This window comes from Thermophilibacter provencensis (genome assembly GCF_900128445.1).
In the GTDB taxonomy this organism is placed as follows: Bacteria; Actinomycetota; Coriobacteriia; order Coriobacteriales; family Atopobiaceae; genus Thermophilibacter; species Thermophilibacter provencensis.
In genome coordinates this window covers 92,960-119,613 of record NZ_LT671417.1, presented here as the reverse complement: position 1 = coordinate 119,613, position 26,654 = coordinate 92,960, and the positions used below count along the sequence as shown (strand labels likewise).

The 26,654-nt window shown below is 66.9% G+C and carries 25 protein-coding genes; 16 read left to right on the top strand and 9 right to left on the bottom strand.

Features of this window, described 5'->3' with window-relative positions:
• Nucleotides 1-223: 223 nt before the first annotated feature.
• Both BQ7391_RS00550 and fumC read left to right on the top strand, forming a co-directional pair.
• Nucleotides 224-1,573: a CHAD domain-containing protein gene (locus BQ7391_RS00550; RefSeq protein ID WP_075278830.1), complete on the top strand. Its 1,350-nt coding sequence runs from the start codon at nt 224-226 to the stop codon at nt 1,571-1,573.
• A gap of 3 nt (nt 1,574-1,576) precedes the next feature.
• The gene (gene fumC, locus BQ7391_RS00545) at nt 1,577-2,974 is read left to right on the top strand and encodes a class II fumarate hydratase (protein ID WP_235858597.1); all 1,398 of its coding nucleotides are present in this window, start codon (nt 1,577-1,579) and stop codon (nt 2,972-2,974) included.
• Between the two features lie 95 nt (nt 2,975-3,069).
• On the opposite strand, the gene BQ7391_RS00540 is transcribed toward fumC, so the two are convergent.
• Nucleotides 3,070-3,963 (bottom strand): ROK family protein, encoded by an 894-nt coding sequence (locus tag BQ7391_RS00540; protein WP_075278829.1) that lies wholly within the window; start codon nt 3,961-3,963, stop codon nt 3,070-3,072.
• A gap of 357 nt (nt 3,964-4,320) precedes the next feature.
• Between BQ7391_RS00540 and BQ7391_RS00535 the strand changes: the two genes are divergently transcribed.
• The 8 genes from BQ7391_RS00535 (at nt 4,321) to BQ7391_RS00500 (ending at nt 13,885) form a co-directional block, all read left to right on the top strand.
• Nucleotides 4,321-4,815, top strand: coding sequence for a PTS sugar transporter subunit IIA (locus BQ7391_RS00535; RefSeq protein WP_075278828.1), 495 nt, complete (start codon nt 4,321-4,323; stop codon nt 4,813-4,815).
• Between the two features lie 82 nt (nt 4,816-4,897).
• The gene (locus tag BQ7391_RS00530) at nt 4,898-5,206 is read left to right on the top strand and encodes a PTS fructose transporter subunit IIB (RefSeq protein WP_075278827.1); all 309 of its coding nucleotides are present in this window, start codon (nt 4,898-4,900) and stop codon (nt 5,204-5,206) included.
• A gap of 42 nt (nt 5,207-5,248) precedes the next feature.
• Complete coding sequence (locus tag BQ7391_RS00525) at nt 5,249-6,376, top strand: PTS fructose transporter subunit IIC (protein WP_075278826.1); 1,128 nt, start codon at nt 5,249-5,251, stop codon at nt 6,374-6,376.
• An 83-nt stretch (nt 6,377-6,459) separates the two neighbouring features.
• On the top strand, nt 6,460-7,320 hold the full coding sequence (locus BQ7391_RS00520; RefSeq protein ID WP_075278825.1) for a class II fructose-bisphosphate aldolase: 861 nt from the start codon (nt 6,460-6,462) through the stop codon (nt 7,318-7,320).
• Between the two features lie 89 nt (nt 7,321-7,409).
• Nucleotides 7,410-8,312, top strand: coding sequence for a ketose-bisphosphate aldolase (locus BQ7391_RS00515; RefSeq protein WP_075278824.1), 903 nt, complete (start codon nt 7,410-7,412; stop codon nt 8,310-8,312).
• A 113-nt stretch (nt 8,313-8,425) separates the two neighbouring features.
• A complete protein-coding gene (locus BQ7391_RS00510) occupies nt 8,426-9,307 on the top strand; it encodes a MurR/RpiR family transcriptional regulator (protein ID WP_075278823.1) in 882 nt (293 codons plus the stop codon).
• Nucleotides 9,308-9,491: 184 nt separating this feature from the next.
• Entirely contained in the window at nt 9,492-10,775 is a 1,284-nt protein-coding gene (locus tag BQ7391_RS00505; protein ID WP_075278822.1) for an O-acetylhomoserine aminocarboxypropyltransferase/cysteine synthase family protein, read from the top strand.
• Nucleotides 10,776-10,906: 131 nt separating this feature from the next.
• On the top strand, nt 10,907-13,885 hold the full coding sequence (locus tag BQ7391_RS00500; RefSeq protein WP_075278821.1) for a glycoside hydrolase family 2 TIM barrel-domain containing protein: 2,979 nt from the start codon (nt 10,907-10,909) through the stop codon (nt 13,883-13,885).
• A gap of 46 nt (nt 13,886-13,931) precedes the next feature.
• Here the strand turns inward: BQ7391_RS00500 and BQ7391_RS00495 are convergent, their stop codons facing one another.
• The 6 genes from BQ7391_RS00495 to BQ7391_RS00470 all read right to left on the bottom strand — a co-directional run bounded on the left by BQ7391_RS00495 (nt 13,932) and on the right by BQ7391_RS00470 (nt 18,820).
• Nucleotides 13,932-14,234 (bottom strand): helix-turn-helix domain-containing protein, encoded by a 303-nt coding sequence (locus BQ7391_RS00495; protein ID WP_075278820.1) that lies wholly within the window; start codon nt 14,232-14,234, stop codon nt 13,932-13,934.
• Nucleotides 14,221-14,601, bottom strand: a complete 381-nt coding sequence (locus BQ7391_RS00490; RefSeq protein ID WP_075278819.1) for a type II toxin-antitoxin system RelE/ParE family toxin — start codon at nt 14,599-14,601, stop codon at nt 14,221-14,223. The genes BQ7391_RS00495 and BQ7391_RS00490 overlap by 14 nt, the downstream gene beginning before the upstream one ends.
• A gap of 280 nt (nt 14,602-14,881) precedes the next feature.
• Nucleotides 14,882-15,310 carry an FKBP-type peptidyl-prolyl cis-trans isomerase gene (locus BQ7391_RS00485; RefSeq protein ID WP_075278818.1) on the bottom strand — a complete coding sequence of 143 codons (429 nt, stop codon included), beginning with the start codon at nt 15,308-15,310 and terminating at the stop codon, nt 14,882-14,884.
• A 141-nt stretch (nt 15,311-15,451) separates the two neighbouring features.
• Nucleotides 15,452-16,537: a hypothetical protein gene (locus BQ7391_RS00480; protein ID WP_075278817.1), complete on the bottom strand. Its 1,086-nt coding sequence runs from the start codon at nt 16,535-16,537 to the stop codon at nt 15,452-15,454.
• Nucleotides 16,534-16,884 carry a PadR family transcriptional regulator gene (locus tag BQ7391_RS00475; protein ID WP_075278816.1) on the bottom strand — a complete coding sequence of 117 codons (351 nt, stop codon included), beginning with the start codon at nt 16,882-16,884 and terminating at the stop codon, nt 16,534-16,536. Before BQ7391_RS00475 ends, BQ7391_RS00480 begins: the two co-directional genes overlap by 4 nt.
• Nucleotides 16,885-17,038: 154 nt before the next feature.
• On the bottom strand, nt 17,039-18,820 hold the full coding sequence (locus BQ7391_RS00470) for a Tat pathway signal sequence (protein WP_235858596.1): 1,782 nt from the start codon (nt 18,818-18,820) through the stop codon (nt 17,039-17,041).
• 149 nt (nt 18,821-18,969) lie between these two features.
• Between BQ7391_RS00470 and murI the strand changes: the two genes are divergently transcribed.
• On the top strand, nt 18,970-19,737 hold the full coding sequence (murI, locus tag BQ7391_RS00465; protein ID WP_235858595.1) for a glutamate racemase: 768 nt from the start codon (nt 18,970-18,972) through the stop codon (nt 19,735-19,737).
• Between the two features lie 96 nt (nt 19,738-19,833).
• On the opposite strand, the gene BQ7391_RS00460 is transcribed toward murI, so the two are convergent.
• A complete protein-coding gene (locus BQ7391_RS00460) occupies nt 19,834-20,718 on the bottom strand; it encodes a DegV family protein (protein ID WP_083662015.1) in 885 nt (294 codons plus the stop codon).
• A 98-nt stretch (nt 20,719-20,816) separates the two neighbouring features.
• Here BQ7391_RS00460 and BQ7391_RS00455 point away from each other — a divergent pair, with 98 nt between their 5' ends.
• Genes BQ7391_RS00455 through BQ7391_RS00450 form a run of 3 tightly spaced genes read left to right on the top strand, consistent with a single transcriptional unit; the run spans nt 20,817 to nt 24,286 of the window.
• Complete coding sequence (locus BQ7391_RS00455) at nt 20,817-22,520, top strand: M3 family oligoendopeptidase (RefSeq protein ID WP_200799551.1); 1,704 nt, start codon at nt 20,817-20,819, stop codon at nt 22,518-22,520.
• Between the two features lie 51 nt (nt 22,521-22,571).
• Complete coding sequence (locus BQ7391_RS12285) at nt 22,572-23,090, top strand: hypothetical protein (RefSeq protein ID WP_159437335.1); 519 nt, start codon at nt 22,572-22,574, stop codon at nt 23,088-23,090.
• The gene (locus BQ7391_RS00450; protein ID WP_159437334.1) at nt 23,087-24,286 is read left to right on the top strand and encodes a helix-turn-helix domain-containing protein; all 1,200 of its coding nucleotides are present in this window, start codon (nt 23,087-23,089) and stop codon (nt 24,284-24,286) included. The genes BQ7391_RS12285 and BQ7391_RS00450 overlap by 4 nt, the downstream gene beginning before the upstream one ends.
• Nucleotides 24,287-24,358: 72 nt before the next feature.
• Here the strand turns inward: BQ7391_RS00450 and BQ7391_RS00445 are convergent, their stop codons facing one another.
• Nucleotides 24,359-24,631 (bottom strand): hypothetical protein, encoded by a 273-nt coding sequence (locus BQ7391_RS00445; protein WP_075278813.1) that lies wholly within the window; start codon nt 24,629-24,631, stop codon nt 24,359-24,361.
• Nucleotides 24,632-24,691: 60 nt separating this feature from the next.
• Here BQ7391_RS00445 and BQ7391_RS00440 point away from each other — a divergent pair, with 60 nt between their 5' ends.
• Together BQ7391_RS00440 and BQ7391_RS00435 are read left to right on the top strand one after the other, a co-directional pair.
• Entirely contained in the window at nt 24,692-25,912 is a 1,221-nt protein-coding gene (locus BQ7391_RS00440; protein WP_075278812.1) for an MFS transporter, read from the top strand.
• A gap of 37 nt (nt 25,913-25,949) precedes the next feature.
• Nucleotides 25,950-26,525, top strand: a complete 576-nt coding sequence (locus BQ7391_RS00435; protein ID WP_075278811.1) for a GNAT family N-acetyltransferase — start codon at nt 25,950-25,952, stop codon at nt 26,523-26,525.
• The last annotated feature ends 129 nt before the right edge of the window (nt 26,526-26,654 follow it).

Below are 26,654 nucleotides of genomic sequence, written 5' to 3'. Positions count from 1 at the left end.
GGCGCATGGCACGGGTCCGAGATCTCGACCTGCCTGCTTGTCGAGGATGTTGTGAGAGACGGGGCTGCGGCGGCCGCTGGGCTGCCGCAGCCCCGCTTCGCACGGCGCCCTCCCGGTCTGCCAGTCGTGTCACATCTCTGAAAACCGCTCCCCGAAGCCGAGAACTCGGCGAACGGCTAAGGTCTATGCTGAAGAGTCGTTGGCAGCGAAGGACGGGGGACACATGGTCAAGACGCTGGTTCTCGTTCGACACGGAGACCCCGAGGCGACGTCTGCCTCGGGAACGGACCTCGACCGCAGGCTCACGGCTTCGGGGGCACGCTCTCTCAAGACGGCCTACCCGCGCACCTTTGCCCTGCTCGGGGAGGACGCCGAGGCGGCGGTGTGGAGCAGCCCGGCGATTCGCGCGCTCGAGACCGCGCAGATCGTCGCCGACGCAATCGACGTCGAGGACATCGAGGTCCACGAGTCGCTCTACGCCCAGGATGTCTCGGCGTTTCTTGCCGAGCTCTCGGATGCCGAGGGGCCGATCGTGATCGCCGTCGGGCACGCGCCCTTCGTTGACCAGCTCTCGGCACGGCTTCTGGGCGGCTCGCCCGGCTTTGGGAAGGGCGCGGCCGCGGCCATCGCGCTTCCGGAGGGCTTCTCCGGCACGGGGAGGCTCCTGTGGTTTGTCGCCGGTCCCGAGACCCGGACGTGGGACGAGCTCGCCATCGTCGAGCATGAGATCGGCGGTGCGGCGCGCGACCTCGTCGCCCTCTCCGAGGCGTTTCTCTCCAAGCCAGAGGACCCCGAGGGGCTGCTTCGCTTCAGGATCGGCCTCAGGCGCATGAGGTCGCTCCTGCAGTTCATCGCGCCGTGGCAGACGAAGAAGCAGAACCGCCGCTGCGAGCACGTCCTCAAGGAGCTACAGGTCGCCTCGGCGCACCTTCGAGCCCTCGACATCCTCTCCCAGAGCGTTGACGGCCTCGTGGAGAGCGGCGAGCTCGGCGACAACAGCCTCCTTCCGATGGCGTGCGCTAAGGAGCGCTCGCTCGAGTGCGCCTCGCTGGTGACGCTCATGCGCAAGCGCCATTCCGGCAAGCAGCTCGTCAAGATCGCCAAGGACCTCGCGCACGTGAGCTGGAAGTCGAAGGTCTCCGAGCGCGGGCTCTCTGCCGACGACCTGCGGAAGCATTTCGACGCGGAGTTCGCGGAGCTCGACGAGGACCTCTTCGGACTTGACCTTCGCGACGGCGACGCGGTCTACTCCGCACGTCGGGACGCCAAGGAGATGCACTACGTCGCGGAGCGGCTGGGAGCCGTGCTCGGCCCGGACCGCGCCGTCATGAGCGAGTACATGGACGAGATCCAGCGTGAGCTGGGCGCCCTCTCGGACGCCTGGGGCAACCGCCGCCTCGCGGAGGAGTACTCGAAGAGCCCGCGCTTCCGTGGCGTACGCGCCGACCTCGGCGTCGTTGGTCGCGACCAGGCGGAGATCGTCTCCGCGATCACCTCGGGGCTCGAGCGCATGGAGGCGGACAGCCGCGCCGACGAGGCCCGGGATGACGGGGAGAAGGACGGGGAGGACTAGCAGGTGGCCGAGAAGAACGAAGGTTGGCGCATCGAGCGCGACTCGATGGGCGAGATGCGCGTTCCCGCGGATGCGCTCTGGGGCGCGCAGACCGAGCGCAGCCACGAGAACTTCCCCATTGGCACCGAGCGCATGCCCGAGGAGATCGTTCGTGCGTTCGCGCTGGTGAAGAAGGCGGCGGCGCGGGCCAACTGGAGCCTCGGACGCCTCGCTCCCGAGGCGCGCGACCTCATCTGCGAGGCTGCCGACGAGGTGCTCGCAGGCGAGCACGACAAGGACTTCCCGCTCGTGGTGTGGCAGACAGGCTCTGGCACGCAGTCCAACATGAACATGAACGAGGTGCTTGCCAACCGCGGCAACCAGCTCGCTGGCGAGAGGGGCGTGGTGCTGGAGAAGGCGCTCCACCCCAATGACTCCGTCAACATGAGCCAGTCCTCCAACGACACCTTCCCGACGGCCATGCACGTTGCCGCGGCGGTCGCGGTGACCGAGCGTCTGCTCCCCGCGATCGACCAGCTCGTGAGCACGCTGCGCCGCCTCGAGGAGGAGAACGCCGGCGTGGTCAAGAGCGGCCGCACGCACCTGCAGGACGCGGTCCCCATCTCGTTCTCTCAGGAGATCTCCGGCTGGCGCGGCCTGCTCGAGGGCTCGCGCGAGGAGCTTCTCGCCGCGATGGGGGGCCTTTATCGCCTGGCGCTCGGCGGCACCGCGGTGGGAACGGGCCTCAACGCCCCCGAGGGCTTTGACGAGGCGGTGGCCACGGAGCTTGCGGAGCTCACTGGCCTGCCCTTCGAGACGGACCCCAACAAGTTCCGCGCGCTCACGGGCAAGGACGCGCTCGTGTTCTCCCACGGTGCCGTCAAGGGCCTTGCCGCCAACATGATGAAGATCGCCAACGACGTGCGCTGGCTCGCCTCGGGCCCGCGCCTCGGCCTCGGAGAGATTACGATTCCGGCCAACGAGCCGGGCAGCTCCATCATGCCGGGCAAGGTGAATCCCACCCAGTGCGAGGCCGTGACGATGGTGGCCGTCCAGGTGATGGGCAACGACGCGGCGATCGGCATGGCGGCGTCACAGGGCAACTTCGAGCTCAACGTCTTCATGCCGGTGATCGCATACAACTACCTGCAGTCCGTGCGACTCCTCGCCGACGCGATCGTCTCCTTCGACGAGCGGTGCGCGAGCGGCATCCGCGCCAACCGGGAGAAGATGGACGAGAACCTCCACCGCTCGCTCATGCTGGTGACGAGCCTCAACCCCCACATCGGCTACGACAACGCCGCGCGCGTGGCCAAGAAGGCCTTTGCCGAGGGCACCTCGCTCAAGGAGGCCTGCCTGGAGCTGGGGCTGCTCACGTCCGAGCGCTTTGACGAGGTCTTCCACCCCGAGCAGATGGTGTAGTGCCAGCCCGGCAGAGACGACCTGACAAAGGTGACAGGGTCATCTGTCATGAAAAATCATGACAGATGACCCTGTCACCTTTGTCAGGTCGCCCCTTATGACTCGAGCGCCCTTCTTGCCAGCTCGAGGCAGCCCATGATGCCCTGGCGGCCCTCGAGGCTGTTGTTCACGATGTAGGAGTCGACGTCCTCGAGCTCGGGCGTGACGATGTAGCCGCCCAGGGCCTCGAGCGTCTTGGCCCGCGCGAGCGGGACGATGGGGGTGTGGTCTGCCACGCCGCCGCCGATGATGATGCGCTTGGGTGAGTAGCACAGGACGTAGGTGGCGAGCGCCTGGCCGAGATAGCCGGCGAGAAGGTCCATCGCCTCGGCGTCATCGGCCATGTCGCCGGCGCTCTTGCCGTTCCAGCGCTTCTTGATGGCGGGGCCTGCGATGAGGCCCTCGAGGCAGCTGGCGTGATAGGGGCAGCCGCTCTCGTCGGCGGGCAGGGTCTCCCGCGGGTCGCGCGTGACGAGGACGTGGCCCGCCTCGGGGTGGAGCATGCCGTGGACGAGCTTGCCGTCGATCATGACCCCGGCGCCCACGCCGGTTCCGATGGTGAGGTACACCACCGCGTCGAGGCCGCGCGCGCAGCCGAACGTCGCCTCGCCGAGACAGGCCACGTTGACGTCGGTGTCATACCCGCAGGGGATGCCGAGCGCTCCGGAGAGCGTGGCGAGAAGGTCGAAGTAGCGCCAGGCGGTCTTGGGGGTCTCGAGGATCTGGCCGTAGCGCGGGGAGGCGGGGTTGACGGCCGTCGGGCCGAAGGCGCCGATGCCAAGCGCCTCGACGTTCTTCTCGGCAAACCAGTCGACGATCGCGGCGCAGGTCTCGTTGGGCGTCGTGGTGGGAATCTGCTCGGACTCCAGCACCGTGCCGTCTCCGTAACCGACTGCGCACACCATCTTGGTGCCGCCGGCCTCAAGCGCCCCAAGAAGCCTCTCGCCCATCCCGCTGTCCTTTCCCTCGATGTATAACGTTTCACTAATAGTATGTATCTGAAACACAGAGAAAGAGCACAAGCGGCGTGAGCGTAGGAGAACGGGCGGTGGACGGCAGGGATGACGGTGGCGAGGCGTTGGCGAACAAGGGCCTGAGCACGCTCAATTACCAGTAAAACAACTGGCAATATTCGGCATTGCTCACCGGATGGGGCACCCTTGGACCGTAAGGGGGAAGTAAGGTACCGCTCACGCCCCAGAATTGACCGCTTACCCGCGAATTCGAAGAAACAACGTAATTTGTTTCAGAACAATCTATAGTTATGAAACAACGAGGGGGTCAACACACAGAGAGGAGGAAACGATATGGCAGAGGGAACCAGCCAGGAGTTCAACATCTCCAACGTCATCGACGAGAAGCTCATCGCGCTCGACCTTGGCGTCAGCAGCAAGGAGGAGATGCTGACCCGTCTGACCGACCTGCTCGAGGAGCAGGGCAAGCTGAACGACCGGAAGAGCTTCTTTGATGACGTGCTGTGGCGCGAGGAGCAGGGCCCGACCGGCATCGGCATGGGCGTCGCCATCCCGCACGGCAAGTCCTCCGGCGTCAACCAGACCGCGCTTGCGATCGGGACGTCGAAGAACCCGATCGAGTGGGAGTCGCTCGAGGACGAGGCGGTCACCGTGGTCATCCTGTTCGCCGTCACCGACGGCGATTCCGACGTGCTGCACATCAAGCTGCTGCAGCACGTCGCCATGCTGCTCGCGCACGAGAGCTTCGCGGAGAAGCTGCACGCCGTCAAGACGCCGGCGGAGATGCTCGCGCTGCTCGAGTCCAGCCCGGATGACTACGACGACTAGCTCGTTTCGGCGAGAACGGCGTCCGGGGCAGTCCGCCCGGCGCCGAGACAGGTAAACAGGTATGAAGCAGAGGGGGAGAACCATGAAGCTCGTGGGAGTCTGCGCTTGCACGTCCGGCATCGCGCACACCTACATGGCCAAGGAGAAGCTCGTCAAGGCCGCCCAGTCGCTCGGTCACGAGATCCACGTGGAGACCCAGGGCACCATCGGCGTCGAGGACGAGCTCACGCCGGAGGAGATTGCCGAGGCCGACGCCGTCATCCTGGCCGTCGACATCAAGATCGACCGCTCGCGCTTCGAGGGCAAGCGCGTCATGGAGGTCCCGACCTCCGTGGTCCTCAAGGCGTCCAAGCAGATTATCAACAAGATCGAGGAGAGCCTCAACGCCTAGCGCGCCTCGGCTCACGCCCGAAATGCACAGAGAGGAGCATCAATGAGTGGCAAGCTCAAGGGCAAGTTCACCATTGCTGAGATCAAGAAGCACCTGCTCACCGCGATTAGCTACCTGCTTCCGCTGATCGTCGCGTCCGGCCTGCTCATCGCCATCGGCAACCTGACCGGCGGCACCACCATCTCGTCGCTTGACGACATCGGCTCCATGACCGTCCCGTCCGCGTTCACCACGCTCGGCGGCATGGGCATGGGCCTCATCCCGGCCTTCATCGGCGGCTACATCGCCTACTCCGTCGCCGACCGTCCCGGCATCGCCCCCGGCTTCCTCATGGGCGAGATCGCGTCGTTCCTCGGCGCGGGCTTCCTCGGCGGCCTCATCGGCGGCCTCATCGTGGGCTACATCGCCCTCGTCATCGAGTCCTACCTCAAGGTTCCGAAGTGGGCCCAGGCGCTCATGCCCATGATGATCATCCCGCTGCTCTCCGCGATGCTCGGCGCGCTCATCATGTTCTTCGTCCTCGGCGGCCCGCTCACCATGTTCACCGCCGCCCTCACCAACTTCATCACCGGCCTCGACCAGAGCCAGAAGGCCCTGTACGGCTTCGTGATCGGCTGGATCGGCTGCCTTGACTACGGCGGAGCCATCTCCAAGGTCCCGAACCTTATCTGCGACGGCCTCATGGCCGACGGCATCTACGGCCCCGAGGGCATCAAGGTCCTCGCCGCCATGGTCCCGCCCATCGGCGTGACGCTCGGCTGGCTGCTCTCCAAGGCCATCAAGAAGCCGATCTTCAAGCAGACCGAGGAGGAGAACATCAAGGTCGCCTTCCCCATGGGCATCTGCATGATCTCCGAGGGCGTCATCCCCATCGCCATGAACGACCTCGTCCGCACCGTCATCTCCACCTCCATCGGCTGCGGCGTCTGCGGAGCCATCTCCTTCTCCATGGGGGTCGAGTCCATGGTTCCCTCGGGCGGCGTCTTCGTCATCCCGGCCATGACCAACCCGCTCTGGGCCGTCGTCGCCCTGCTCGTGGGCTCCTGCGTGACCGCCGTGCTGCTGGTGCTCATCAAGAAGCGCCTCACCCCCGAGCAGGTCAACGACCTCGACGTCCCCGAGGACGACGAGGAGCAGGAGGTCGACCTCTCCGGCTTCAGCCTCTCGTAGGCACGCTCTAGCACCATCCCCGCGGGAGGGCCTCTCCCCGGCCCTCCCGCATCGAGTCACAGATCACGAAAGGATGTCAGCGCATGTACGAGTCGATGAAGGGCATGCTCGCAAAGGCCAACGCCGAGGGCTATGCCGTCATGGCCATCAACGCGTTCAACCTGGAGACGGCGCGCGGCGTCATCACCGCGGCCGAGGAGATGGATGCCCCGATCATCATCGATCTGCTCCAGGACCACGTGAAGTCGTTCTTCGACTGCGACATCCTCACGCGCCCGATCATCAAGATGGCGCAGGCCGCCCACGTCCCCGTGGCGATCAACCTCGACCACGGCAGCGACATCGCGCACCTCAAGCGCTGCCTGCACGAGGGCTTCTCGAGCGTCATGTGCGACGCCTCTGCCTACGACGCCCAGGAGAACGCGCGCATCACGCGCGAGATCGTTGAGCTCGCCCAGATCTACGGCGCCTCCGTCGAGGCGGAGGTCGGCAACATGGGACGCATCGACGAGTCGGGCGCCCTTCTGACCGATGACGACATGTATACCGACCCGGATGTTGCCATTGAGTTCATCCGCGCGACCGGAGTCGACTGCCTCGCGGTCTCGTATGGCTCCACGCATGGCGACTACCCCGAGGGCTACGTCCCCACGTTCCACTTCGACATCGTCGAGAAGATCAAGCAGGCCACCGGCACGCCCCTCGTGCTCCACGGCGGCTCCGGTGCGGGCGACGACAACATGCGCCGCTCCGTCGAGGCCGGCATCAACAAGATAAACGTGGGAACCGACTACATGATCGCCCAGCGCGAGTTCGTTGCTCGTGCGCTCGCCGAGAACCCCGGCTATGACTACCCCATGCTCGTGGAGGACAGCTGGCGTGCAGGCGTGGCGACGATCAAGCACTACATCGAGATCTCCGGATCTGCCGGCAGGGCGCGCTAGGGAGGGAGGCGCCCGCCCGGACTGGTTTCACGCCCCGCCAGGGGCTGGGACATATGGTTTCAACCAAGGAACGACTAAGGAGAAAACAGATGCTCATCAACATGTCACAGATGCTCGAGGTGGCCAAGGCCAACCACTTCGCCGTGGGCGCCTATAACGTCTCCGAGAGCAACCTGTTCCGCACGGTGGTCGAGACCGCCGAGGAGATGGACGCCCCCGCGATCATCGCCGTGCACCCCACCGAGCTCGCGTACTGCAAGGACGATTTCGTGAAGTACATGGTCGCCCGCTGCTCCAACAGCCCCGTGCCCTTCGTCATCCACATGGACCACGGCGACAGCATCGAGAGCATCATGCGCGCCATCCACGACGGCTTCACCTCCGTCATGATCGACGGCTCCGCGCTCCCCTTCGAGGAGAACATCGCCAAGACCGCCGAGGTCGTGCGCTACGCCCACATGGTCAACGTCTCCGTCGAGGGCGAGCTGGGCACCATCGGTGACACCGGCACCTCCATCGAGGGCGGCATGACCGAGGTCATCTACACCGACCCCGACGACGCCAAGAAGTTCGTCGAGGAGACCGGCGTGGACACCCTCGCCGTCGCCATAGGCACCTGCCACGGCCTCTATCCCAAGGGCGTCACGCCGAAGCTGCGCATGGACGTGCTCAAGGCAATCAAGGAGAAGGTGGACCTTCCGCTCGTCCTCCACGGCGGCTCGGGCAACCCCGACTCCGAGATCGCCGAGGCCGTCGAGATCGGCATCCAGAAGGTGAACATCTCCTCCGACTACAAGAGCGCCTTCTTCATCAAGGCTCGCGAGATCCTCTCGCAGGAGGGCTCCGGCTGGGATCCCAACAACCTCTTCCCGGAGTGCATCGAGGCCGGTAAGGCCGTCATCCGTCACAAGATGGACCTCTTCAACTGCGTGGGCGCCGCGAAGTACTATCGCGACCCCGTCACCCCGCAGTGGCGTCAGGACCTCGCGTAGGCGAGAAGAACCGCACGGCGTTCCAGTTATTTCGCTGACGTGAGACAGGAGGGGGCCCGTCGCCGGGTCCCCTCTTTGCTATCATGTCCCCCAACCTGAGGGGTGGGAGCACCATGCAGCAGCGTAGAGGCAGCGTCATCAACGAGATCTGTTCCCTGTACGACCGCATGAGCGAGAGCGAGAAGCTCATCGCCGATTTCATGATGGCCAATCAGGGTGACATTCCCTCCATGACTACGCGTGAGATCGCGGCGCGCAGCGAGACGTCTGCCGCGACGGTCTCTCGCTTCGTGCGCCATCTCGGCTACGAGAGCTTCACCAAGCTTCGCGACGCCATGCAGCACGAGAACGGCGTCGCGGCGGATGCCGGCGAGCTCCCCTCGATGCGCATCGCGCTCGACGACCCGCGGGGCGCGATGGAGACCGTCCTCAGCGCAAAGAGCCGCGAGCTTCACGACACCCTGAGGCTCGTTGACGAGAAGGACCTGATCGCGGCGGTGCACCTCCTCGAGCAGGCGGACTCGATCGTCTTTGCCGCCGTGGGCAACACCATCCCCGCCGCCCTCTCGGCGTCGTTCCTCATCGCCCAGCTCGGGCTCAGGACGCACTGCGCCCCCACGACCGAGGCGATGATGCTCTCCTCGCTCTCCCTCACGCCTCGCGACGTGATCGTCTTCATCTCCAAGTCCGGTCACTCGAAGCGTCTCAACAAGATGATGGACAACGTCATCGACTCGAGGACCCCCTCCATCGTGATCACCAACATCCCCGACTCGCCCCTCGCGTGTCGGGCGACGTGCGTCCTGCAGGCGGCCACCCTCGACAGGATGCTCAACAGCAACCTGCCCTTCTCTCACAACTCGATCAACTTCATCATCGAGGTCATCTTCCTGCTGCTCTGCTCTGACGTGCCCAACTTCGAGGCGCGCGCGGGCCTGCTCTGGAAGTCGCTCGGCGAGGACAAGGGCGTCCCGGGCGAGGTCTTCGGCGCCTGACGGGGGCACCTGACAAAGGTGACAGGGCCAACTGTCATGAACGACGAGTTCATGACAGTTGGCCCTGTCACCTTTGTCAGGTGCCCTGCGCGTGTTTCCACTTTGCCGCCGCGCGAAACGCGAGCGGGCGACTGGGAATATCATGGGGGTGCCGCAACCGCGGCACCTACCCGAGAGGAGTCCCATGGCAGACCAGAGCATCGCGACCCGCTGCGTCCAGGCCGGCTACACCCCCGGCGACGGCGAGCCGCGCCAGATTCCCATCGTCCAGTCCACCACGTTCAAGTACGACACGTCCGAGCACATGGGCCAGCTCTTTGACCTCGAGGCCGAGGGCTACTTCTACACGCGCCTTCAGAACCCCACCAATGACGGCGTCGCGGGCAAGATCTGCGCGCTCGAGGGCGGCGCCGCGGCCATGCTCACGAGCTCCGGCCAGGCGGCCAACTTCTTCGCGCTCTTCAACATCTGCGAGGCGGGCAGCCACATCGTGGCGAGCTCGGCCATCTACGGCGGCACCTACAACCTCATCGCCCACACCATGGCCAAGATGGGCGTCGAGTCCACGTTCGTCTCGCCCACGGCGACCGAGGAGGAGCTCGCGGCGGCCTTCCGTCCCAACACGCGCGCCGTCTTCGGCGAGACGATCGCCAACCCCGCGCTCGACGTGCTCGACATCGAGCTCTTCGCCAGGGCGGCGCACGACCACGGCGTGCCCCTGATCGTGGACAACACCTTCGCCACGCCCGTCTTCTGCCGTCCCATCGAGTGGGGCGCCGACATCGTGACCCACTCCACCACCAAGTACATGGACGGTCACGGCGTGGGCGTGGGCGGCGCCATCGTGGACTCGGGCAACTTCGACTGGATGGCGCACGCCGAGAAGTTCCCCGGCCTCACCACCCCCGACGAGTCCTACCACGGCATCGTCTATGCCGAGAAGTTCGGTCAGGCCGGTGCCTTCATCACCAAGGCAACCTCGCAGCTCATGCGCGACCTCGGCTCCATCCAGAGCCCGCAGAACGCCTTCTACCTCAACATTGGCCTCGAGAGCCTGCACGTGCGCATGCCGCAGCACTTCAGGAACGGCCTGGCCGTGGCGGAGTACCTCGAGAAGAGCGACAAGGTCGTCTCCGTGCGCTTCCCGCATCTCGCGTCCGACCCGTACCATGCCCTCGCACAGAAGTACCTGCCCGAGGGCGGCTCGGGCGTGGTCTCCTTTGAGCTGGCCGGCGGCCGCGCGGCTGCCGAGAAGTTCATGGCCGCCCTGAGCCTCGCCGCCATCGAGACGCACGTGGCCGACGCCCGCACCTGCTGCCTGCACCCGGCGTCCTCCACGCACCGCCAGATGACCGACGAGGAGCTGGCCGCGGCCGGCATCTCGCCCGCCATGGTGCGCTTCTCGTGCGGCCTCGAGGGCACCGAGGACCTTATCGCCGACATCGAGCAGGCGCTCGCCACGATCTAGGGGGTGGCCCGGCGGGCTCTTCTCGGCGCTCGGGCAGCTTGCCGCAAAGGGCGCGGCAAGAACTCGCGGCGAGAAGAGCCCGCCGGGCCTCCTGGCTCGGACGGTGCTTTTACCGGAGGGGTGGGTGTGCGATGAGATACGAGCTCGACAAGGTTGACTATGCCGATGCTCGAGTCCTGGAGGTCAACCGGCTGCCGGGGCGGAGCTACTTCGTTCCGTATCCCAATCGCGCCTCGAGCGAGGCGGTGACGACGGTCGAGCGGCGCTACGGCTCCACGCTTGTGCGGTGCCTGAGCGGGGAGTGGGACTTCCGCTTCTACCCACGCCCCGCCGAGCTGCCGGACGAGCTGGATACCGACGCCGTGGCGTGGGGCCGCGTCTCCGTGCCCGGCTGCTGGCAGTTCCAGGGCTACGACCGGCCGTTCTACGTGAACCTTCGCTATCAGTTCCCCTTCGACCCGCCGCGCATTCCCACGACGGAGCCGGTGGGGCCGGTCTTCTCGCTCATGGGCGAGGGGAGCGTCGGGCCGCGCGTGTACCATCCCGTCGACGAGTACAACTTCGTCGGCGTGTATCGGACCGTCTTCGGGCTCTCGTCGCATGAGATGGCGTCCGGGCACGTCGTCTCGTTCCTCGGCGTGGCGAGCTGCATCGACCTCTACTGCAACGGCAGGCGCGTGGGCTACGCGGAGGGCTCGCACAACACCGCGGAGTTCAACCTCACCCCGTTCCAGCGCGTCGGCGAGAACGAGCTGCTCGTCGTGGTGCGGCGTTGGTGCACGGGGAGCTACCTCGAGTGCCAGGACATGTTCCGCAACAACGGGATATTCCGCGACGTGCTGCTGCGCGAGGTGACCCTCTCGAGCGTCTGGGACGTCTCGACCACCGTGAGGCGAGAAGAGCGTGCGGGCAGGGTGCGCTACCGCCTCTGCGTGGGCGTGACCCTCCTCGACGATGGCGAGGCGCGCGTCACGCTGCGGGGCCATGGGCTCGAGCGGACGGCTGCCGCCTCGACGCATGACCGGAGGGTCGAGCTCTCCTTTGACGGGCTCGACGTGCGCGAGTGGACGGCGGAGACCCCCGCTCTCTACGACCTCTACGTTGAGACGGCGTCCGAGTGCGTCCGCTGTCGCGTGGGCTTTCGCGAGGTGCGGGTTGACGGCAGACGGCTGCTCGTGAACGGGCGGCCGGTCAAGCTTCACGGCGTCAACCATCACGACACCACGCCCGAGGCGGGCTACGCGATGACCCCCGCGCAGATAGAGCGTGACGCGCTCCTCTGCAAGCGGCACAACATCGACACCATTCGCACCTCTCATTACCCTCCCGACCCCCTGCTCCTCGAGCTCTGCGACGAGCTGGGTGTCTACGTGATTGACGAGGCGGATCTTGAGACCCACGGGGCGCTCGTGGGGAGGGTTCCGCCGAGCCACGGCCGGATCACGCGTGACGCCCGCTGGCGGGAGCGCTACCTCGACCGCGCCGACCGCCTCTTCGAGCGGGACAAGCTGCATCCCTGCGTGATCATGTGGAGCCTGGGCAACGAGTCGGGAGGCGGCTGCAACGCCGACGCCATGTACGAGCTGCTGCGCTCGCGCTCGGGCCTGCCGGTGCACTATGAGGGCGCCATTCACTCGCGCCGGCGCGCGTACGACGTTGGAAGCGAGATGTATCCCACGGTCGAGCGCGTGATATCGGTGGGGGAGGGCCGCTCGAGCGTGCGGCGGCTCAACGACCGGCCGTACGTACTCTGCGAGTATGCGCACGCCATGGGAGTGGGCCCGGGCGGCATCGAGGACTACTGGCGGCAGATCTACGCGCATGAGGCGCTCGCGGGCGGCTGCGTGTGGGAGATGGCCGACCATGCGGTGCTGCACGAGGGCGGCGGCTACACCTACGGCGGCGACCACGGCGAGTGGGAGCACGACGGCAACTTCTGCTGCGACGGGATCTTCTATCCCGACCGCACGCCCTCGACGGGCGCGCGCGTGGTGCGCCACGCCTATCGGCCGCTCCGCGTGCGACACGTGGGCGGGGACTTCTTCATGGTGTTCAACGCGACCTCCTTCACGCCGGGGGATGCGTTCACCCTGCGCTTCGAGTGGAGCGACGGGGGCGTTGCGGAGCTCGTGTGCGACGTCGACCCGCTCCGACAGCAGTCCCTCCTGGTGCGGCCGACCGAGCAGGGGGCGGCCGACGAGGACGAGGGCCTGCGGCGCAACCGGATGAGATGGGTCACGGTGTCGGTCACCCGACGTGAGACGGGCGAGGAGGTGTCACGCGAGCAGATGGCGCTCACCGAGATGGCGCCATTGGACGCGGGCCTGCTCGAGCGCCGCGCGTCGTTCCCGGAGGGTTGCGAGGTCGGCGAGAAGGGCCTGGCTCTGCCCGGCGTGATGGCTCCCGCGGCCGAGCCGCTCCTTCTGACGCGCGTCTCCACGGACAACGACCGCGACCTCGCGGGAAACCGGCCTCTCGAGGAGTTCTACGACGTATGCCGCGAGGTCGTGGGCGTCTCTCGCGGCGAGGGGAGCGTCGTCGTCACGACGCGCCTCGCGCTGCCCCGCCACCAGTTCCTCTGTACCACAACGTACGAGGCGGTGGCGGCGGGCGTGCTCGTGACCGCTCGTCTCCACTGCGAGCGCGGGCGGGGTGACCTGCCGCGCTTCGGCATGTGCTACCGGCTTGACCCCTCCTGGGACGAGGTCGACTACCTCGGGCGCAACGGCGAGTCCTACCGTGACATGTGCGAGCAGGCGCAGGTCGCGCGCGTGAGCTGCCGGGTGGAGGACATGACCGAGCCCAACATCCGGCCCCAGGAGAGCGGCAACCGCATGGACTGCCAGTACGTCCGACTCTCGGACGGGGAGCGTCGCGTGCAGATCACGGCCGTCTCGCGGCCCTTCGAGCTGGGGGTCAAGCCCTACTCCGACGAGGAGCTGCGCGGGATGCTCCACCGTGAGGACGAGGTCCGCACGGGCACCTACCTGACCGTCCAGGCCTTCCAGATGGGCATCGGAACGGGAAGCTGCGGCCCGGCCACGCGTCCGGAGTATCGCTTCGACTGCCGCGAGGACTACGAGCTCAGCTACCTCGTCTCCTGGGAGTAGGCGCGGGGCGAGAAGGACGTCCCCTCGTCCTTCTCGCCCTCCGCGCTCATGCGAGCCGGATGGTCTTGTCACCAATCTGGATGAGGGCCTCGAAGGTGCCGCCGAGCGCCTCGGCATACCGCATGAGCGTGCTCACCTTGAGCGAGCCGATGTCACCGCTCTCGACCTCCGAGACGCGCGCCTGGCTGATGCCCATGCGCTCGGCGACGTCCGTCTGCGTGAGGTGCTCTGCCTTGCGCGCCTCCTGCAGCTCGTAGGCTCGGCACTCCGCTATGAGCTTGAGCGCCTCCCGGTGAATCTCCTCCCGGTCAAAGCCCCTGCGGGCAATAAAGTCGTCAAGTGTGTCCACCGTTATCCTTCCATTCGAGATAGCGTCTATAGCGTCGCTCTGCCTCTGGTATTGCCTTCTTGTACCACTTGCCCCACTTCGGCCCTCGCTTGAGGAAGCCAGCCTTATCTCCCGCCAAAAGCGTCACGGCGTTTCTGTCTTCATCGAAGACGAAGAGAATCCTTATCTCGCTCCTTCCGGCTGATCTTGGCCTCAGCTCCTTTAGGTTGTGAATCGAAGATCCGTGGATGGAATCCACGAGAGGACGTCCGAGCGCGGGGCCGTCTGCGGCAAGGGCTTCTAGAGCTTCCGCAGCGCGTAGCGCAACGGGCTCGTCGAGCGAATCAAGCCAGCTTCGAATTAATTCGGTCTGTACGTTCCACCTCATACTATAACCTTTCCCCTATATTACTCAAGGGCAAATGGCCCCTACAAACGGGAGAATCAGACTGGGTTGTTCGTGTGAGATGGTCGCTACCTGAACGTTCGGATTCGGCGACCCATCCAATGCGCTCGTCGCTGCGGCCGCGACCCGCCGTCGCGCGCCTCCCAGCATTCCTTCGCTGGCCGTAGCACAACCATATTGCAAACAAATGTTCGTGTCAAGAGGAAAAGAATGGCCCGTGACGCTTGCGACGTCACGGGCCGGTGCCGCATGGGCGCCTGTGCTAGCCCTCGACCTCGATGAGCTCGATGTTGAAGTTGAGTGTCTTGCCGGCCATCTCGTGGTTCATGTCAAAGGTGATGTTGCCGTTCTCCACCACCGTCACCACGGCGGGGAAGGGCTGGCCGGTCGGCGCGGTGAGCATGACGCGGTCGCCGGCGGAGAGGGCCTCCGCACCGGGCATGGCGGACACGGGGACGGTCTGGATGAGGCGCTCGTCGCGCTCGCCGTAGGCCTCGGCGGGCTCGAGGCGCACGTCGACGACCTGGCCGACCTCCATCTCGCGCACGGCCTCGTCGAAGCCCTTGATCATCTGGCCGGCCATGCAGGTGAAGGCGAGCGGCTCGCCGCGGTCGCGCGAGGAGTCGAACTTCGTGCCGTCATCGAGCGTGCCGACGTAGTGGACCTTGACCTTCTTGCCCTCGTTGCTCATGGTTCTCCCGTTCTGTCTGGGGCAGTTCCGGTCCCTGATTGTGACAGAACGGGAGGATGCGTGCTCGGGACGGGTGTACACGTGCGGCACTTTGGCCCCCTTCGGAAGGCCAAAAGCGCCGCACGTGTACAGTCGACGAGCCTAGTCGCGCTCGGCGCGGTCCGTGGCCTCGTCCCACACCCGCTTTGACATGAGCTGGTCGCGCACGGAGCTCCAGGCAGAGGGTCCAAGCTGGCTCTCGTCGAGCGTCACGCCGAGAAGGTGCTCGAGGTCGGAGCGCCTGAAGGAGTAGCGGTCCACATCGACGTCACGGTCCTCGAGGTCGGTCTCGACGAGCGTGACCGTCCAGGTGTTGACGCCGGGCATCGAGCAGAACACAACTGCCGCATCATAGGTGAGGGCCCGTTCGACGGCGTCGTCGTCGAAGTACACGAGCCGCTCGTCCTTGCCGAAGTCATACTCCGTGAGGAGCTCGTCGGCTTGGGCGCCTGCCTCCGCGGACGCGACATGGTAGCCGAGGGGAAGGGAGGCCATGACGTCGAGGGCAGACCCCTGGGCGAGGGACGCGTAGGAGCTCGGGTCGTTTGAGCGGATGAGGTCGTCCAGCTCGTCGGTCACGAGCAGGATATCGCTGTCGACGGGGCCGTCCTGCGGCTGCTGCGTGGTGGTCGTGCTGGGTGCCTGCGTGTTCGTGGTGACGGTGTCACCTCGGTTCTGGTCCGTGTGGGTGGTTCCGTCCGGCTCGTCCACCTGCTGGACGGTCGCGTCCGTCGAGCTGTTGTAGGCATTGCGGGCGTCGTCCGTCCTCAGGAGGTTGAATGCCGTCACCACGACCATGCCCGCAATCAGCACGCACGCGATCGCAACGGCAGCGATTACCCCCGTCGACCAGCGCCTCTTCTGCGGGGCGTCCGCCTCCGCCGTGGGCGCGGGCGGGATGTCCTCCCTGGCGCCCGTCTCCTCCGCGGCGGCGACCGCAGGCGCCACGACTGTGGGCTCGGCCGCGGCATCGCCGTCCTTCTCGCCCATGACGTCCTCGACGCTCGTCACGGCCTCGCAGGTGCGACGATACGCCTCTGCCTCGCCCATGCCCTGCGCGAGGTAGTCCTCGTAGCGCGCCACGAGGTTGCCGTAGATCTCCTCCTTGAGCTCGATGGTCTCCGCGTCGAGCGTGCGTCCCTCGAAGAGGTGCTCGACGTACATCCTGATGTCGCTGATGCCGCTCATGTGGCGCCTCCGTCCTGACTGAGGAGTCGGTCGATGATGGTCCGGGCGCGGACCCACCGCGCCGTGGCCTCGGCGAGCTCCCCGCGCCCGCCCTCGGTGATGTGGTAGTACTTGCGACGCGCCCCCTGGGACTCGCTGCCCCAGTAGCTCTCCACGAGCCCCTGCCCCTCGAGGCGCTTGAGGCTCGTGTACAGCGAGGGCTCCTTCATCTCGTAGGCGCCGTCGCTCGCGCTGGCCACGTCCTTCAAGATCTCGTATCCGTAGGAGTCCCCGCTCGTGAGGGCGTTGAGAACGATGGCGTCGATGTTGCCCCTGATGAGGTCGCTCTCCGCGTCTCTGCCCGCCATGGGTCACCTCCTCGTCCGTCTTTGAGCCTAGTCTAACGTACTACTTCGATAGACATAGTACAGTAATATGCGATATACCGCGAATGGTGAGGATGCGGGGGCGAGCGGCGCACCAGAAAAAACGGCGCCCCGGCCTCAGCCGGGACGCCGCGCCCTAGCCCTCCTGCCCCTCCTGGGGAGGGGTCTCCGCCGTGCCCTCGATGGCTGTCCCATCGGGGTCCGTGGGGGCATCCGCCTCGTCCCTCTCGCCAAGCGACGTAACCGTCATCACGCGGTCGGACTCGGTGCAGGTGAACGAGATGGCATCCCCGGGCTGGTACGTGACGATCTCCAGCATTCCCGGCAGCGCGAAGTCGTAGATGGCGTCATCGCCCACGAGGGTGACGTAGAAGTGGGAGTTGCCGTCCACGACGGCCTGCGCAATCGTCTCCACCACGCCCTCGACGTCCCGCTTGTCGGAGGCGGCCGCGGCCTCGTCCTCGCCAAGGACGCCCGCGTCCGCCATCATGTCGAGGTACGCCTCCTGGCACTCGGCCACCGTGGAGCCCGTGGCCACGGTCTGGTACTGCTCCACGTTGATCATCGCGTACATCTTCACGAGGCCCGCGTCGTCCTTGAGGCTCATGAAGTACGTGGGCTGACCCGCCACGTTGAGCAGGAGCGGGAACGTGGACTGGTAGCCGAGGTTCTGAACCTGCCCCTCTGCCGAGGCCATCGCGGAGTCCTCCGTCGCGCCGGCAACGGGGTAGTAGTGCGACTCGCCCGTGCGCTGGTTCACCAGGATGAAGCCAACGTTGGAGCTGTCGGCCGTGACCGAGCTGACGCCGGAGTACAGGTAGATGTCCTCGCCCTGCGCGAGGTAGTTGTAGCCGAGCTCCCCGTTGGTCCCCGGGGTGGTGCGCACCACGCCCTGCTGGCCGAGCCAGGAGTTGAGCCAGCCTCCGGAGTAGGCGCCGCTCCAGTTGTACTGCTCGATGATGAGGTCGGCGGGGTAGGCTCGGTCGACCCACGCGGGGCAGTCCTCGATCGCATAGTCCTCAGTCTCGCCGGTGCAGGCGTCCACGAGGACGACGCGCGCGATGGTCGTGCCGTCGAAGAGGCCGATCGTGCGGCGCTGGACGGGGTAGACCCACCAGGGGTTGCCGTCCTCGTCGAGCTCGAAGGACTTCTGGTCGAAGAGGTAGGTTGGGTAGCGCAGCTGCACGTGGCGGTCGACGTTGCGCGCGAGCGGCTCGGAGTCCGAGTACATGATGGGCCGCTCGAGGCGCACGACCTGGGTCTCCTGCGATGCCATGTCCACGAGCACGTAGGCGGGGATGCCCGTGTCGCGGTTCGAGAGCCACTTGAAGAGGTCGGCGTAGGCGAGCGGGCTCACGCGCACGGGACGGCCCTGATAGTTGATCTGGCTGTAGGTGTCCGCAATCTCGAACTGGCTCACGTACTCGGGGATGGAGCCCATCGCGCGGTTGCCGAGGATGATCGCCGAGTCGCGGTCGATGACGGGCACCTCCGAGTAGTCGACCTCCTCGATGTCCTCCGCGAAGGTGCCCTCCGTGGTGGTGAGGACGGAGGCGTAGCGCTCGGCGTTGCCCGGGATGAAGGGCTGGCCGAGAAGGACGCCCAGCACGAAGGCGGCGACGACGCTGGCGGGGACGACCATGAGGCGGCGCAGGAGCGCGCTGCGGCTCGAGGAGCGCAGCGAGGCCACCCAGAGGCCGCCCGCCGCGAGCGCCGCGACGGCGATGATCCAGGTCCAGACCTGCCTGCTTCCCAGGTTGATTGCGGGGTGGAACCACCAGTAGCAGGCAGCGAGCGCCAGCACGAGCACGACGGCGAGCACGACGAGCGCTCGGCGGCTCCACCGGGCGAGCGACTCGAACCTGGTGCCGAACGCTTCGGAGAAGATCTGGTCGAAGGGACCGTGTCCCTGGGGCATGCGCGCTCCTCTCATGACAAAGGTGACGGGGTCGCTCGTCAGGTGCGCGGCCCCGACGCCGGCGGCGTGCTCCCAGTATGCCCGAGGGGCGCGCCGCTGTCACATTGGGTATCCTATAACCCGTAGGCGACGTGCTGGAGGAGGTGCGCGTGGACGGCTTTGTGGGGGTCTTCGACTCCGGCGTGGGCGGCATCAGCGTCCTGCGGTCCCTCGTGGCCGAGCTGCCGCATGAGGACTTCCGCTTCTTCGGCGACTCTGCCAACGCGCCCTACGGCGAGAAGACCGAGGACGAGGTGTTCGACCTCTCCCGCTCGATTGCCGAGCGCTTTCTCGCGGACGGCGCGAAGGCGATCGTCATCGCCTGCAACACCGCCACGTCCGTGGCCGCGGCGCGCCTGCGCGCCGCGCATCCGGCCGTTCCGATCGTCGGCATCGAGCCCGCGCTCAAGCCGGCCGCCAGGGCGCTCCCGCACGGGCGCGTCCTCGTGATGGCCACCGAGGTCACGCTGCGGCTGGAGAAGTACCACGAGCTCGCGCGCGCCTGGGGAGGGGAGTGCGAGGTCATCTCGGTCCCGTGCCCGGGCCTCGCCGCGCGCATCGAGCGCGGCGACCTCGGCGCGCCCGACCTCTCGGAGATGATTCGCGGCTTCGTGGGCCCGTACGCGGGTGCCGTTGACGCCGTGGTGCTCGGCTGCACGCACTACCCCTTCGTGCGCCGGCAGATCGCCGATGTCCTGGGGCCGGAGGCGCGCTTCTTCGACGGCGGCGCGGGGACGGCCCGCCAGCTGCGCGCGCGCCTCGCCGAGGAGGGCCTCCTCGCGCGCGAGGCCCGCCCCGGGCACGTGACGTTTGCCTCGAGCCTGGATACCCCTGAGGAGATTGCCCTCTACGAGAGGTTCTTCTCGATTCCCCTGTAGCGTCGCGCCGGCCGCCGTCAGGGAGGGGCCCGCCCGCAACAAGAAAGAAGGCGGCCGCCGAGCCGGCGACCGCCCCAAGGAGTCCGCGCGCGGTGTCTACGCCCGCCGCTGGCCCCAGAAGAACGTTGCCACGGTGCCCGGCCCGGTGTGCACGCCGATGGTGGCGCCGATGGGGAAGATCTCCACCCTGCCGTCGAGCCTGGGGAAGGTCTCCTCGATGCGGCGCGCCACCTCCTGCGCGTCGGCGAGACACTCGGACTGGCTGATGAAGCACTTGCCGGAATAGTCGCGCCCGCCCTCGGCGAGCTCGACCATCTTCTCCACCACACGATTGATGGCCTTGGCCTTGGTGCGGATCTTCTCCTTGACGGCGAGCGACCCGTCCGGCGCCACGTCCATCAAGGGGCAGATCTTGAGCATGCCGCCCACGAGGCCGGCCGCCTTGGAGATGCGGCCGCCGCGAATGAAGAACGTCAGGTCGGACGAGAAGAACCAGTGCTGGACCTCGCCCTTGTGCTCCTCTGCCCAGGCGGCGAGCTCCGCGGCGCCCATGCCGGAGTCGCGCAGCCCAGCCAGCCGGTCCATGAGCAGGCCGTAGCCCGACGAGGCAGCGAGCGAGTCAACTACATAGACGTGATGGTTCGGGTACTTCTCGGCCAGCTGGTCACGTGCCGCGCAGGCGGAGTTGTAGGTGCCCGAGATGCCGGAGGAGAGCGTCAGGTGCACCACGTCGAGCCCTTGAGAGAGGTACTGCTCGAAGTGCGCCATGTAGTCGCCGGCGCTGATCTGCGAGGTCTTGGCCTCGGCGCCAGCGAGCATCTTGGCATAGAGCTCGGCGGGGGAGTTGGTTGCCCCGAAGTCGTCCTTGCACATCTCGCCGTTCAGGTAGTAGTTGAAGTAGAGGTACTTGATGTCGCGGTCGTCGAGCCACTCGCGCGTGACGTCGGCAGTGGAGCAGCAGCTGAGAACGTAGCTAGGCATGGAAAACTCCTCTGACGGGTACAATACCATCTCGAATCATAGCCGAACTTGCCCCCGCGCACCCCGCGTCGGGTGGCTTCCCCAGGGGAGGAGCCCACATGAGCGATGCCGTGAAGTTCAAGGACATGCCCTACGAGCGCCCTGACCTCGAGGCCGTGAAGGCCGAGTACGCCCGCCTCGCCGAGGCGCTGGCGTCCGCCGAGAGCCTCGACGCCGCGGAGGCCGCGTTTCTCGAGAAGGACCGGCTCGACCGTCACACGCAGACGGCCGCCGAGCTTGCCATGATCCGCCACGTCATCGACACGCGCGACGAGTTCTATGACGGCGAGGCGTCCTTCTGGGACGAGGCCCAGCCCGAGCTGCAGTCTGCCGCGGACGCCTTCACCGCGGCGCTTCTCGCCACGCCCTTTCGCGCGCAGCTGGAGGAGAAGTACGGCACGCTGCTCTTTGCACAGGCGGAGCAGGAGCGCCGCACCATCAAGCCCCAGATCGTGGAGGACATGAAGCGCGAGAACGCCCTCGTGCAGGAGTACGTGAAGCTCATCGCCTCCGCGCAGATCCCCTTTGAGGGCGGCACCTACACCCTCTCGCAGCTCACGCCGTTCAAGAAGTCCGCCGACGACGCCCAGCGCCTAGCGGCCTGGAAGGCGGAGGGCGCCTGGTACAAGGAGCGCCAGGCGGACCTTGACCGCATCTACGACGAGCTCACGCACGTGCGCGACGCCATGGGCAGGAAGCTTGGCTACGAGAACTACCTGCCGCTCGGCTATGACCGCATGGGACGGCTCTCCTACGGGCGCGAGGACGTGGAGCGCTTCCGCGAGGCCGTGCGCGCCTACGTGGTGCCGCTGGCAGATAAGGTCTACCGCGCGCAGGCGGAGCGCCTGGGCGTGGAGTACCCGCTCTCCTTTGCCGACGAGGCGCTCTCCTTCCGCTCCGGCAACCCCGTGCCGCGCGGCACCGCCGAGGACGTCCTCGAGGCCGGTCGCACGTTCTACCGCGCGCTCAGCCCCGAGACCGGCGCCTTCTTCGACATGATGCTCGATCGCGGCCTCATGGACGTGCTCTCCACCGAGGGCAAGGCCGGCGGCGGCTTCATGACGCAGATCCCGGACTACGACGTGCCCTTCATCTTTGCCAACTTCAACGGCACGCAGGGCGACGTCGAGGTGGTCACCCACGAGGCGGGCCACGCGTTCTCCTACTACATGAACACGGACAAGACGCCCATCGGCCTCTCCATGCCCTCGACGGAGGCCTGCGAGGTCCACTCCATGTCCATGGAGTTCATGGCGTGGCCGTGGGCGGAGGAGTTCTTCGGCGAGGACGCGCGCAAGTATCGCTACGCGCACCTTGCCGGCGCCATCACCTTCATCCCGTACGGCACGATGGTCGACCACTTCCAGCACGAGGTCTACGAGCACCCCGAGATGACGCCCGCCGAGCGCCACGCCACCTGGCGGCGGCTGCTCGGCGAGTACATGCCGTGGATGCGCCTCGATGGCGACATCCCCTTCTACGCCGAGGGGGAGGGCTGGCAGCGCCAGAGCCACATCTACGAGAACCCGCTCTACTACATCGACTACTGTCTCGCGCAGACGGTGGCGCTCGAGTTCTGGGCGATGTCGCAGGACGACTTCTCCGGCGCCTGGGAGCACTACATGGCCTACACGCGCCAGGGCGGCACGCGTGCCTTCACGGACCTTCTCGCCCATGCGGGCATGACCTCGCCCTTCGACGAGGGGTGCCTCCGCTCCATCTGCGAGCGCGCCACTGCCTGGCTCGAGTCCTACGACCTGTAGCGTGCAAAGGGGACAGTCACTTTTGCACGCAAGAGGAGGGGCGATAAGAACGTGAGGAAGAAGGCGCGCGAGCGGCTCAAGGACTTTGGTCTTGACGACAACGGCAAGATGGCCTACCTCGGCGACCACGTCCGTCTTGCCGGAGGGCAGGACCGGCGCCGCCTCGTCGTCACGCTGTGGGCGGCGTGCGGCGCGGCGGCGCTCGCCGTGCTTGGCGCGTCGCTCGCCAACCCGGCGGGGCTCTCCGGCTGCCCCTACGTGGTGCTTCCGTATATCGCGCAGTTCGTGTCGATGGTGGCGGTGCTCTGGGGCATGGGCAGGTTCTCCGTCGCCGGCGAGCGCGTGCGCGTCTACGTGCGGGACGAGACCGTGGGCGCGCTGCCGCGACGCTGCGTCGTGGCGGCCGCCCTGGGCCTCGTCGCCGCGGTGGGGGAGGTCGTCCTTCTCGCCACGGGCGGGTCGGCGCCGGCGGCGGCGGACTTCGCGTTTCTCGCCTGCGAGGCGGTCTCGGTCGTGGCGCTCGTGACGCTGCGCCGCGCCTGCCTCGACACCGCCTGGGAGCCCGCGTGATCGCCGGGGTCGGTGCGCTCGTCCGCCGCGAGCGCCTCGCGCGCGACTGGAGCCTCAAGGGCCTTGCGCACGGCATCTGCGCTGTCTCGTACCTGTCCAAGATCGAGCGCGGCGAGGCCGACCCCAGCCCGGAGGTCACGGGCGCTCTGCTCGAGCGCCTGGGCATCGCATGGCACGACGACGAGGCGTTTCTCGCCCGTGCGCGCGACGTGCTGGACCGCGGCTACGATGCCCTCCTCTCCTTTGACGAGGCGGCGTTCCCGGCGCTCACCGCGGAGCTCGCCGACCTCGCGGCCGACCTTGCGACGAGCCCGCTCGTGGCGGAGGCGACGCTGCTCGAGGGGCTTCTCGCCAAGCCCGCCCGGCCGGTGGAGCCCGAGCTCGAGGTCCTTCTCGACGGGAGGCTGCTGGGCCTGCAGCGTCTGGCACAGGGGCGCTTTGACGACGCCCTCAGGCTCAACCCCTGCGCGTACGCATACCTTCAGGCCGGCGCGGCGGCCTACGAGAGCGGCGAGAAGAACTACGTCCCGGCAATCGACCTCCTCCGACAGGCCTATGAGCTGGCCGCGCGGGAGGGCCGGGCGCGCGTGATGCTCTCGGCCAAGGTCTGCCTGGGCAACTGCTACTGCAACCAGCTTGACTTCGAGAACATGGAGGTCGAGTATCGCGTCGCCAGCCGGCTGGCCCGCACGCTGGGCGAGAAGGACATGCTGCGGACGATCTCCTACAACACCGCGTCCGCCCATGCCGAGTGCGGCCACTTCGAGCGGGCCTACGCGTTCTTCTCGACGCTCGATGACCCGAGCGCGCTCGACCTGCACAAGCTCGCGGTGTGCTGCGAGGGCCTGGGCCGGCGCGACGAGGCGCTCGCGGCGCTCGACCGCGTGCCCGAGGCGCAGCGCGAGCCGCGCACCGAGGTGGGGGATGACCTTGCGGGCGAACTCTGCGACGTGGTGCGCTTTCGCCTGGAGCACCCCGACTACCTGCATCGCCCCGAGTACGGCAAGGCGCTGCTCGCCGTCTTTGCGCGCTGCCGGGCGGAGCTGCCCATCGGCTTCGCGGCGTTCCACCTGCCGTGGGTCCTCGAGTGGCACACGGCCAACCGCCAGTACCGCGCCGCCTTCGAGCTCGAGCGCGACTTCCCGCTCAAGCTCCCCGCGGTCGTTGAATACGACGGCGTGAGCGGGGTACAATAAGAGGGACGGCAGGGCCCGCAGTGGAATGGGGGCCGCGCCCGATAGGACTTCAGGGGACCGTTAGTTCAGTGGCTAACGGTCCCCGTCCGTTTCGTCGCCTGACTCGCTCGTCGCGGACAGAAACCTGATGACACCTGCGGCAAGGCTGAGCACTGCCCCAGCCAGCTTGAGGAGAGCAATCAAAAGGTCCATGAGGCCGTCACCTCCTTTCGGAGGGCGCGGCCCGACGATGCGGAGCCCTGCTGCGGTGTGGGGATTGTACCCAATGCCGCCGATTTCTCTCATGAACATCGACTTAGCCTCTGTCAGCACCAATATGCTTGACGCATTTTCCCAAAACGCCATCTCACTTCTCGCTTAAGTGGCCGCCATACTAAAGATGGACAACGAGAAGGACGGTGAGACATGGCGGCGACCACCCTCTGGACGCGCGACTTCACGCTCGTGACCGTGGCCTCCGCGCTCGGGGCCATCGGCAGCGTCGCGGGCGGCTTCGCGCTCTCGTTTCTGGTCTTCGACGAGACGGGCTCCACGCTCGCCTCGGCGCTCGTCCTGGCCATCCAGCTCGTGCCGTACTTCGTGGTGCCTATCGCGGCCGCGCCGTGGATGGACCGTCTTCCGCGCAAGCCCTTCCTCGTGGCGGGCGACTGCGTGAACGCCGTCCTCTACGCGCTCGCCGGGCTGTATCTGATGCACTTCAGCTTCTCGTACGTGGGCTACCTCGTCTTCTCGCTGATCATTTCCTCCCTCGGCGCGTTTGACGAGCTGGCGTACAACTCCATGTACCCCAAGCTGATCCCCCAGGGCATGGAGCAGCGCGGCTACACGGTCTCGTCGATGCTCTACCCGGTCATGAACGTCGTGATGATGCCGGTGGCGGGCGTGCTCTACGAGACGGTGGGCGTGGGCTGGGTGCTCGTGGCGCAGGGCTGCCTCTCCGCGGCGGCAGCGGCCGTGGAGAGTCGCATCCGCGTCCGCGAGGAGCGGCGCATGAACGGCGAGCGCGCGTCGCTGGCGCTGTGGTGGGCCGACGTCCGCGAGGCGGCCCGCTATCTGCGAGGCGAGCGCGGGCTCGCCAACATGTACGCCTACCAGGCCGTGACCAACGGCGTCGCGAGCGGCTACGCGCCGCTGCTCGTGGCGTACTTCTCCACCGCGCCGGGGCTCTCGCCCGCGCTCTACGCGCTCTTCTCGGTGGCGGAGTTTATCGGGCGCAGCCTGGGCGGCGTCGTGCAGTATCGCCTCCGCGTCCCCGACGAGCGCAAGTTCGGCATCTGCTTTGGCGTCTACAACCTCTACGAGCTCATGGACATGGTCCTGCTGTGGCTGCCGTACCCGCTCATGCTGACCAACCGCGCGGTGGTGGGCTTCTGCGGCATCAACAGCGCCACGCTGCGGCAGGCGGCGGTGCAGACCTACCTGCCCGACGAGCTGCGCGCCCGCATGAACGCCTTCGAAGGCGCGATCGTCATGGCGGGGCGCAGCGTTCTCACGCTGGTCGTGGGGGCGCTGGGGGAGGTGCTGGACGTGCGGGCGTGCATGACGCTCGCGGCGGGCTGCGCGCTCGCCGTGTGCTGGGCCACGGTCTGGCGCGCCCGCGCCGACGTCCAGAAGCTGTTTGTGTAAATTGGGGACAGTCCCCAATTCACAAATGGAGGGTCGCATGGAGAAGGTCGACGTATGCTGGGAGCGGGCGGACGGTCACGTGCTCAGGCTCGCCCGCGCCGGGGACGCGGACGCCTACTGGGCGGGGCTCTCGACGCTCGACGCGGAGGCCGCGTATCTCACGGGCAGCGGGGACCAGTATGAGAAGGACGAGGCCACGAGCTTCTTCCTGCGCTGCGTGGATGACCCGGACCGTCGTGACCTGCTGATCTTCTCGCCCGAGGGCGCCGTCCTGGGGGAGAGCGTCATCAACGAGATTGACTGGCGGGCGAGAGGCGCCAACTTCAGGATCTGCATCTTCGGCGCGGCGGGCCGCGACCGGGGGCTCGGCTCCTGGGCATGCGCCCTCACGCGCGACTACGCCTTTGCGGAGCTGGGCATGCACCGCCTCGAGCTGGACGTCTTCTCGATCAACCCGCGCGCGGAGCGCGTCTACGAGCGCGCCGGGTTTCGTCGCGAGGGAGTCCTGCGCGACGCCATGCTCCTGCCCGGCGGCACCTACTGCGACGACGTTCTCATGGCAATCCTCGAGGACGAGTGGCGGGAGCTCCGGGAATCCGACGAGACGGCGTGACAGGGGGACGGAGCGGTGACAAATCCTCCGTCCCCCTGTCACGCGACTGCAGCAGGTCCGCGACTGGTGAAACCAGTTTGTAACCAGTGCGTGAAAGCGATACCGCTCCAGTCGCTTTTAAGATTTCCA

What these genes read in the sequence shown, in the direction of transcription:
- BQ7391_RS00550 (WP_075278830.1), top strand. Translation starts at nt 224, where the DNA reads ATGGTCAAGACGCTGGTTCTCGTTCGACACGGAGACCCCGAGGCGACG.
- BQ7391_RS00540 (WP_075278829.1), bottom strand. Translation starts at nt 3,963, where the DNA reads ATGGGCGAGAGGCTTCTTGGGGCGCTTGAGGCCGGCGGCACCAAGATG.
- BQ7391_RS00535 (WP_075278828.1), top strand. Translation starts at nt 4,321, where the DNA reads ATGGCAGAGGGAACCAGCCAGGAGTTCAACATCTCCAACGTCATCGAC.
- BQ7391_RS00530 (WP_075278827.1), top strand. Translation starts at nt 4,898, where the DNA reads ATGAAGCTCGTGGGAGTCTGCGCTTGCACGTCCGGCATCGCGCACACC.
- BQ7391_RS00525 (WP_075278826.1), top strand. Translation starts at nt 5,249, where the DNA reads ATGAGTGGCAAGCTCAAGGGCAAGTTCACCATTGCTGAGATCAAGAAG.
- BQ7391_RS00520 (WP_075278825.1), top strand. Translation starts at nt 6,460, where the DNA reads ATGTACGAGTCGATGAAGGGCATGCTCGCAAAGGCCAACGCCGAGGGC.
- BQ7391_RS00515 (WP_075278824.1), top strand. Translation starts at nt 7,410, where the DNA reads ATGCTCATCAACATGTCACAGATGCTCGAGGTGGCCAAGGCCAACCAC.
- BQ7391_RS00510 (WP_075278823.1), top strand. Translation starts at nt 8,426, where the DNA reads ATGCAGCAGCGTAGAGGCAGCGTCATCAACGAGATCTGTTCCCTGTAC.
- BQ7391_RS00505 (WP_075278822.1), top strand. Translation starts at nt 9,492, where the DNA reads ATGGCAGACCAGAGCATCGCGACCCGCTGCGTCCAGGCCGGCTACACC.
- BQ7391_RS00500 (WP_075278821.1), top strand. Translation starts at nt 10,907, where the DNA reads ATGAGATACGAGCTCGACAAGGTTGACTATGCCGATGCTCGAGTCCTG.
- BQ7391_RS00490 (WP_075278819.1), bottom strand. Translation starts at nt 14,601, where the DNA reads ATGAGGTGGAACGTACAGACCGAATTAATTCGAAGCTGGCTTGATTCG.
- BQ7391_RS00485 (WP_075278818.1), bottom strand. Translation starts at nt 15,310, where the DNA reads ATGAGCAACGAGGGCAAGAAGGTCAAGGTCCACTACGTCGGCACGCTC.
- BQ7391_RS00480 (WP_075278817.1), bottom strand. Translation starts at nt 16,537, where the DNA reads ATGAGCGGCATCAGCGACATCAGGATGTACGTCGAGCACCTCTTCGAG.
- BQ7391_RS00475 (WP_075278816.1), bottom strand. Translation starts at nt 16,884, where the DNA reads ATGGCGGGCAGAGACGCGGAGAGCGACCTCATCAGGGGCAACATCGAC.
- BQ7391_RS00470 (WP_235858596.1), bottom strand. Translation starts at nt 18,820, where the DNA reads ATGCCCCAGGGACACGGTCCCTTCGACCAGATCTTCTCCGAAGCGTTC.
- BQ7391_RS00460 (WP_083662015.1), bottom strand. Translation starts at nt 20,718, where the DNA reads ATGCCTAGCTACGTTCTCAGCTGCTGCTCCACTGCCGACGTCACGCGC.
- BQ7391_RS00455 (WP_200799551.1), top strand. Translation starts at nt 20,817, where the DNA reads ATGAGCGATGCCGTGAAGTTCAAGGACATGCCCTACGAGCGCCCTGAC.
- BQ7391_RS00445 (WP_075278813.1), bottom strand. Translation starts at nt 24,631, where the DNA reads ATGGCGTTTTGGGAAAATGCGTCAAGCATATTGGTGCTGACAGAGGCT.
- BQ7391_RS00440 (WP_075278812.1), top strand. Translation starts at nt 24,692, where the DNA reads ATGGCGGCGACCACCCTCTGGACGCGCGACTTCACGCTCGTGACCGTG.
- BQ7391_RS00435 (WP_075278811.1), top strand. Translation starts at nt 25,950, where the DNA reads ATGGAGAAGGTCGACGTATGCTGGGAGCGGGCGGACGGTCACGTGCTC.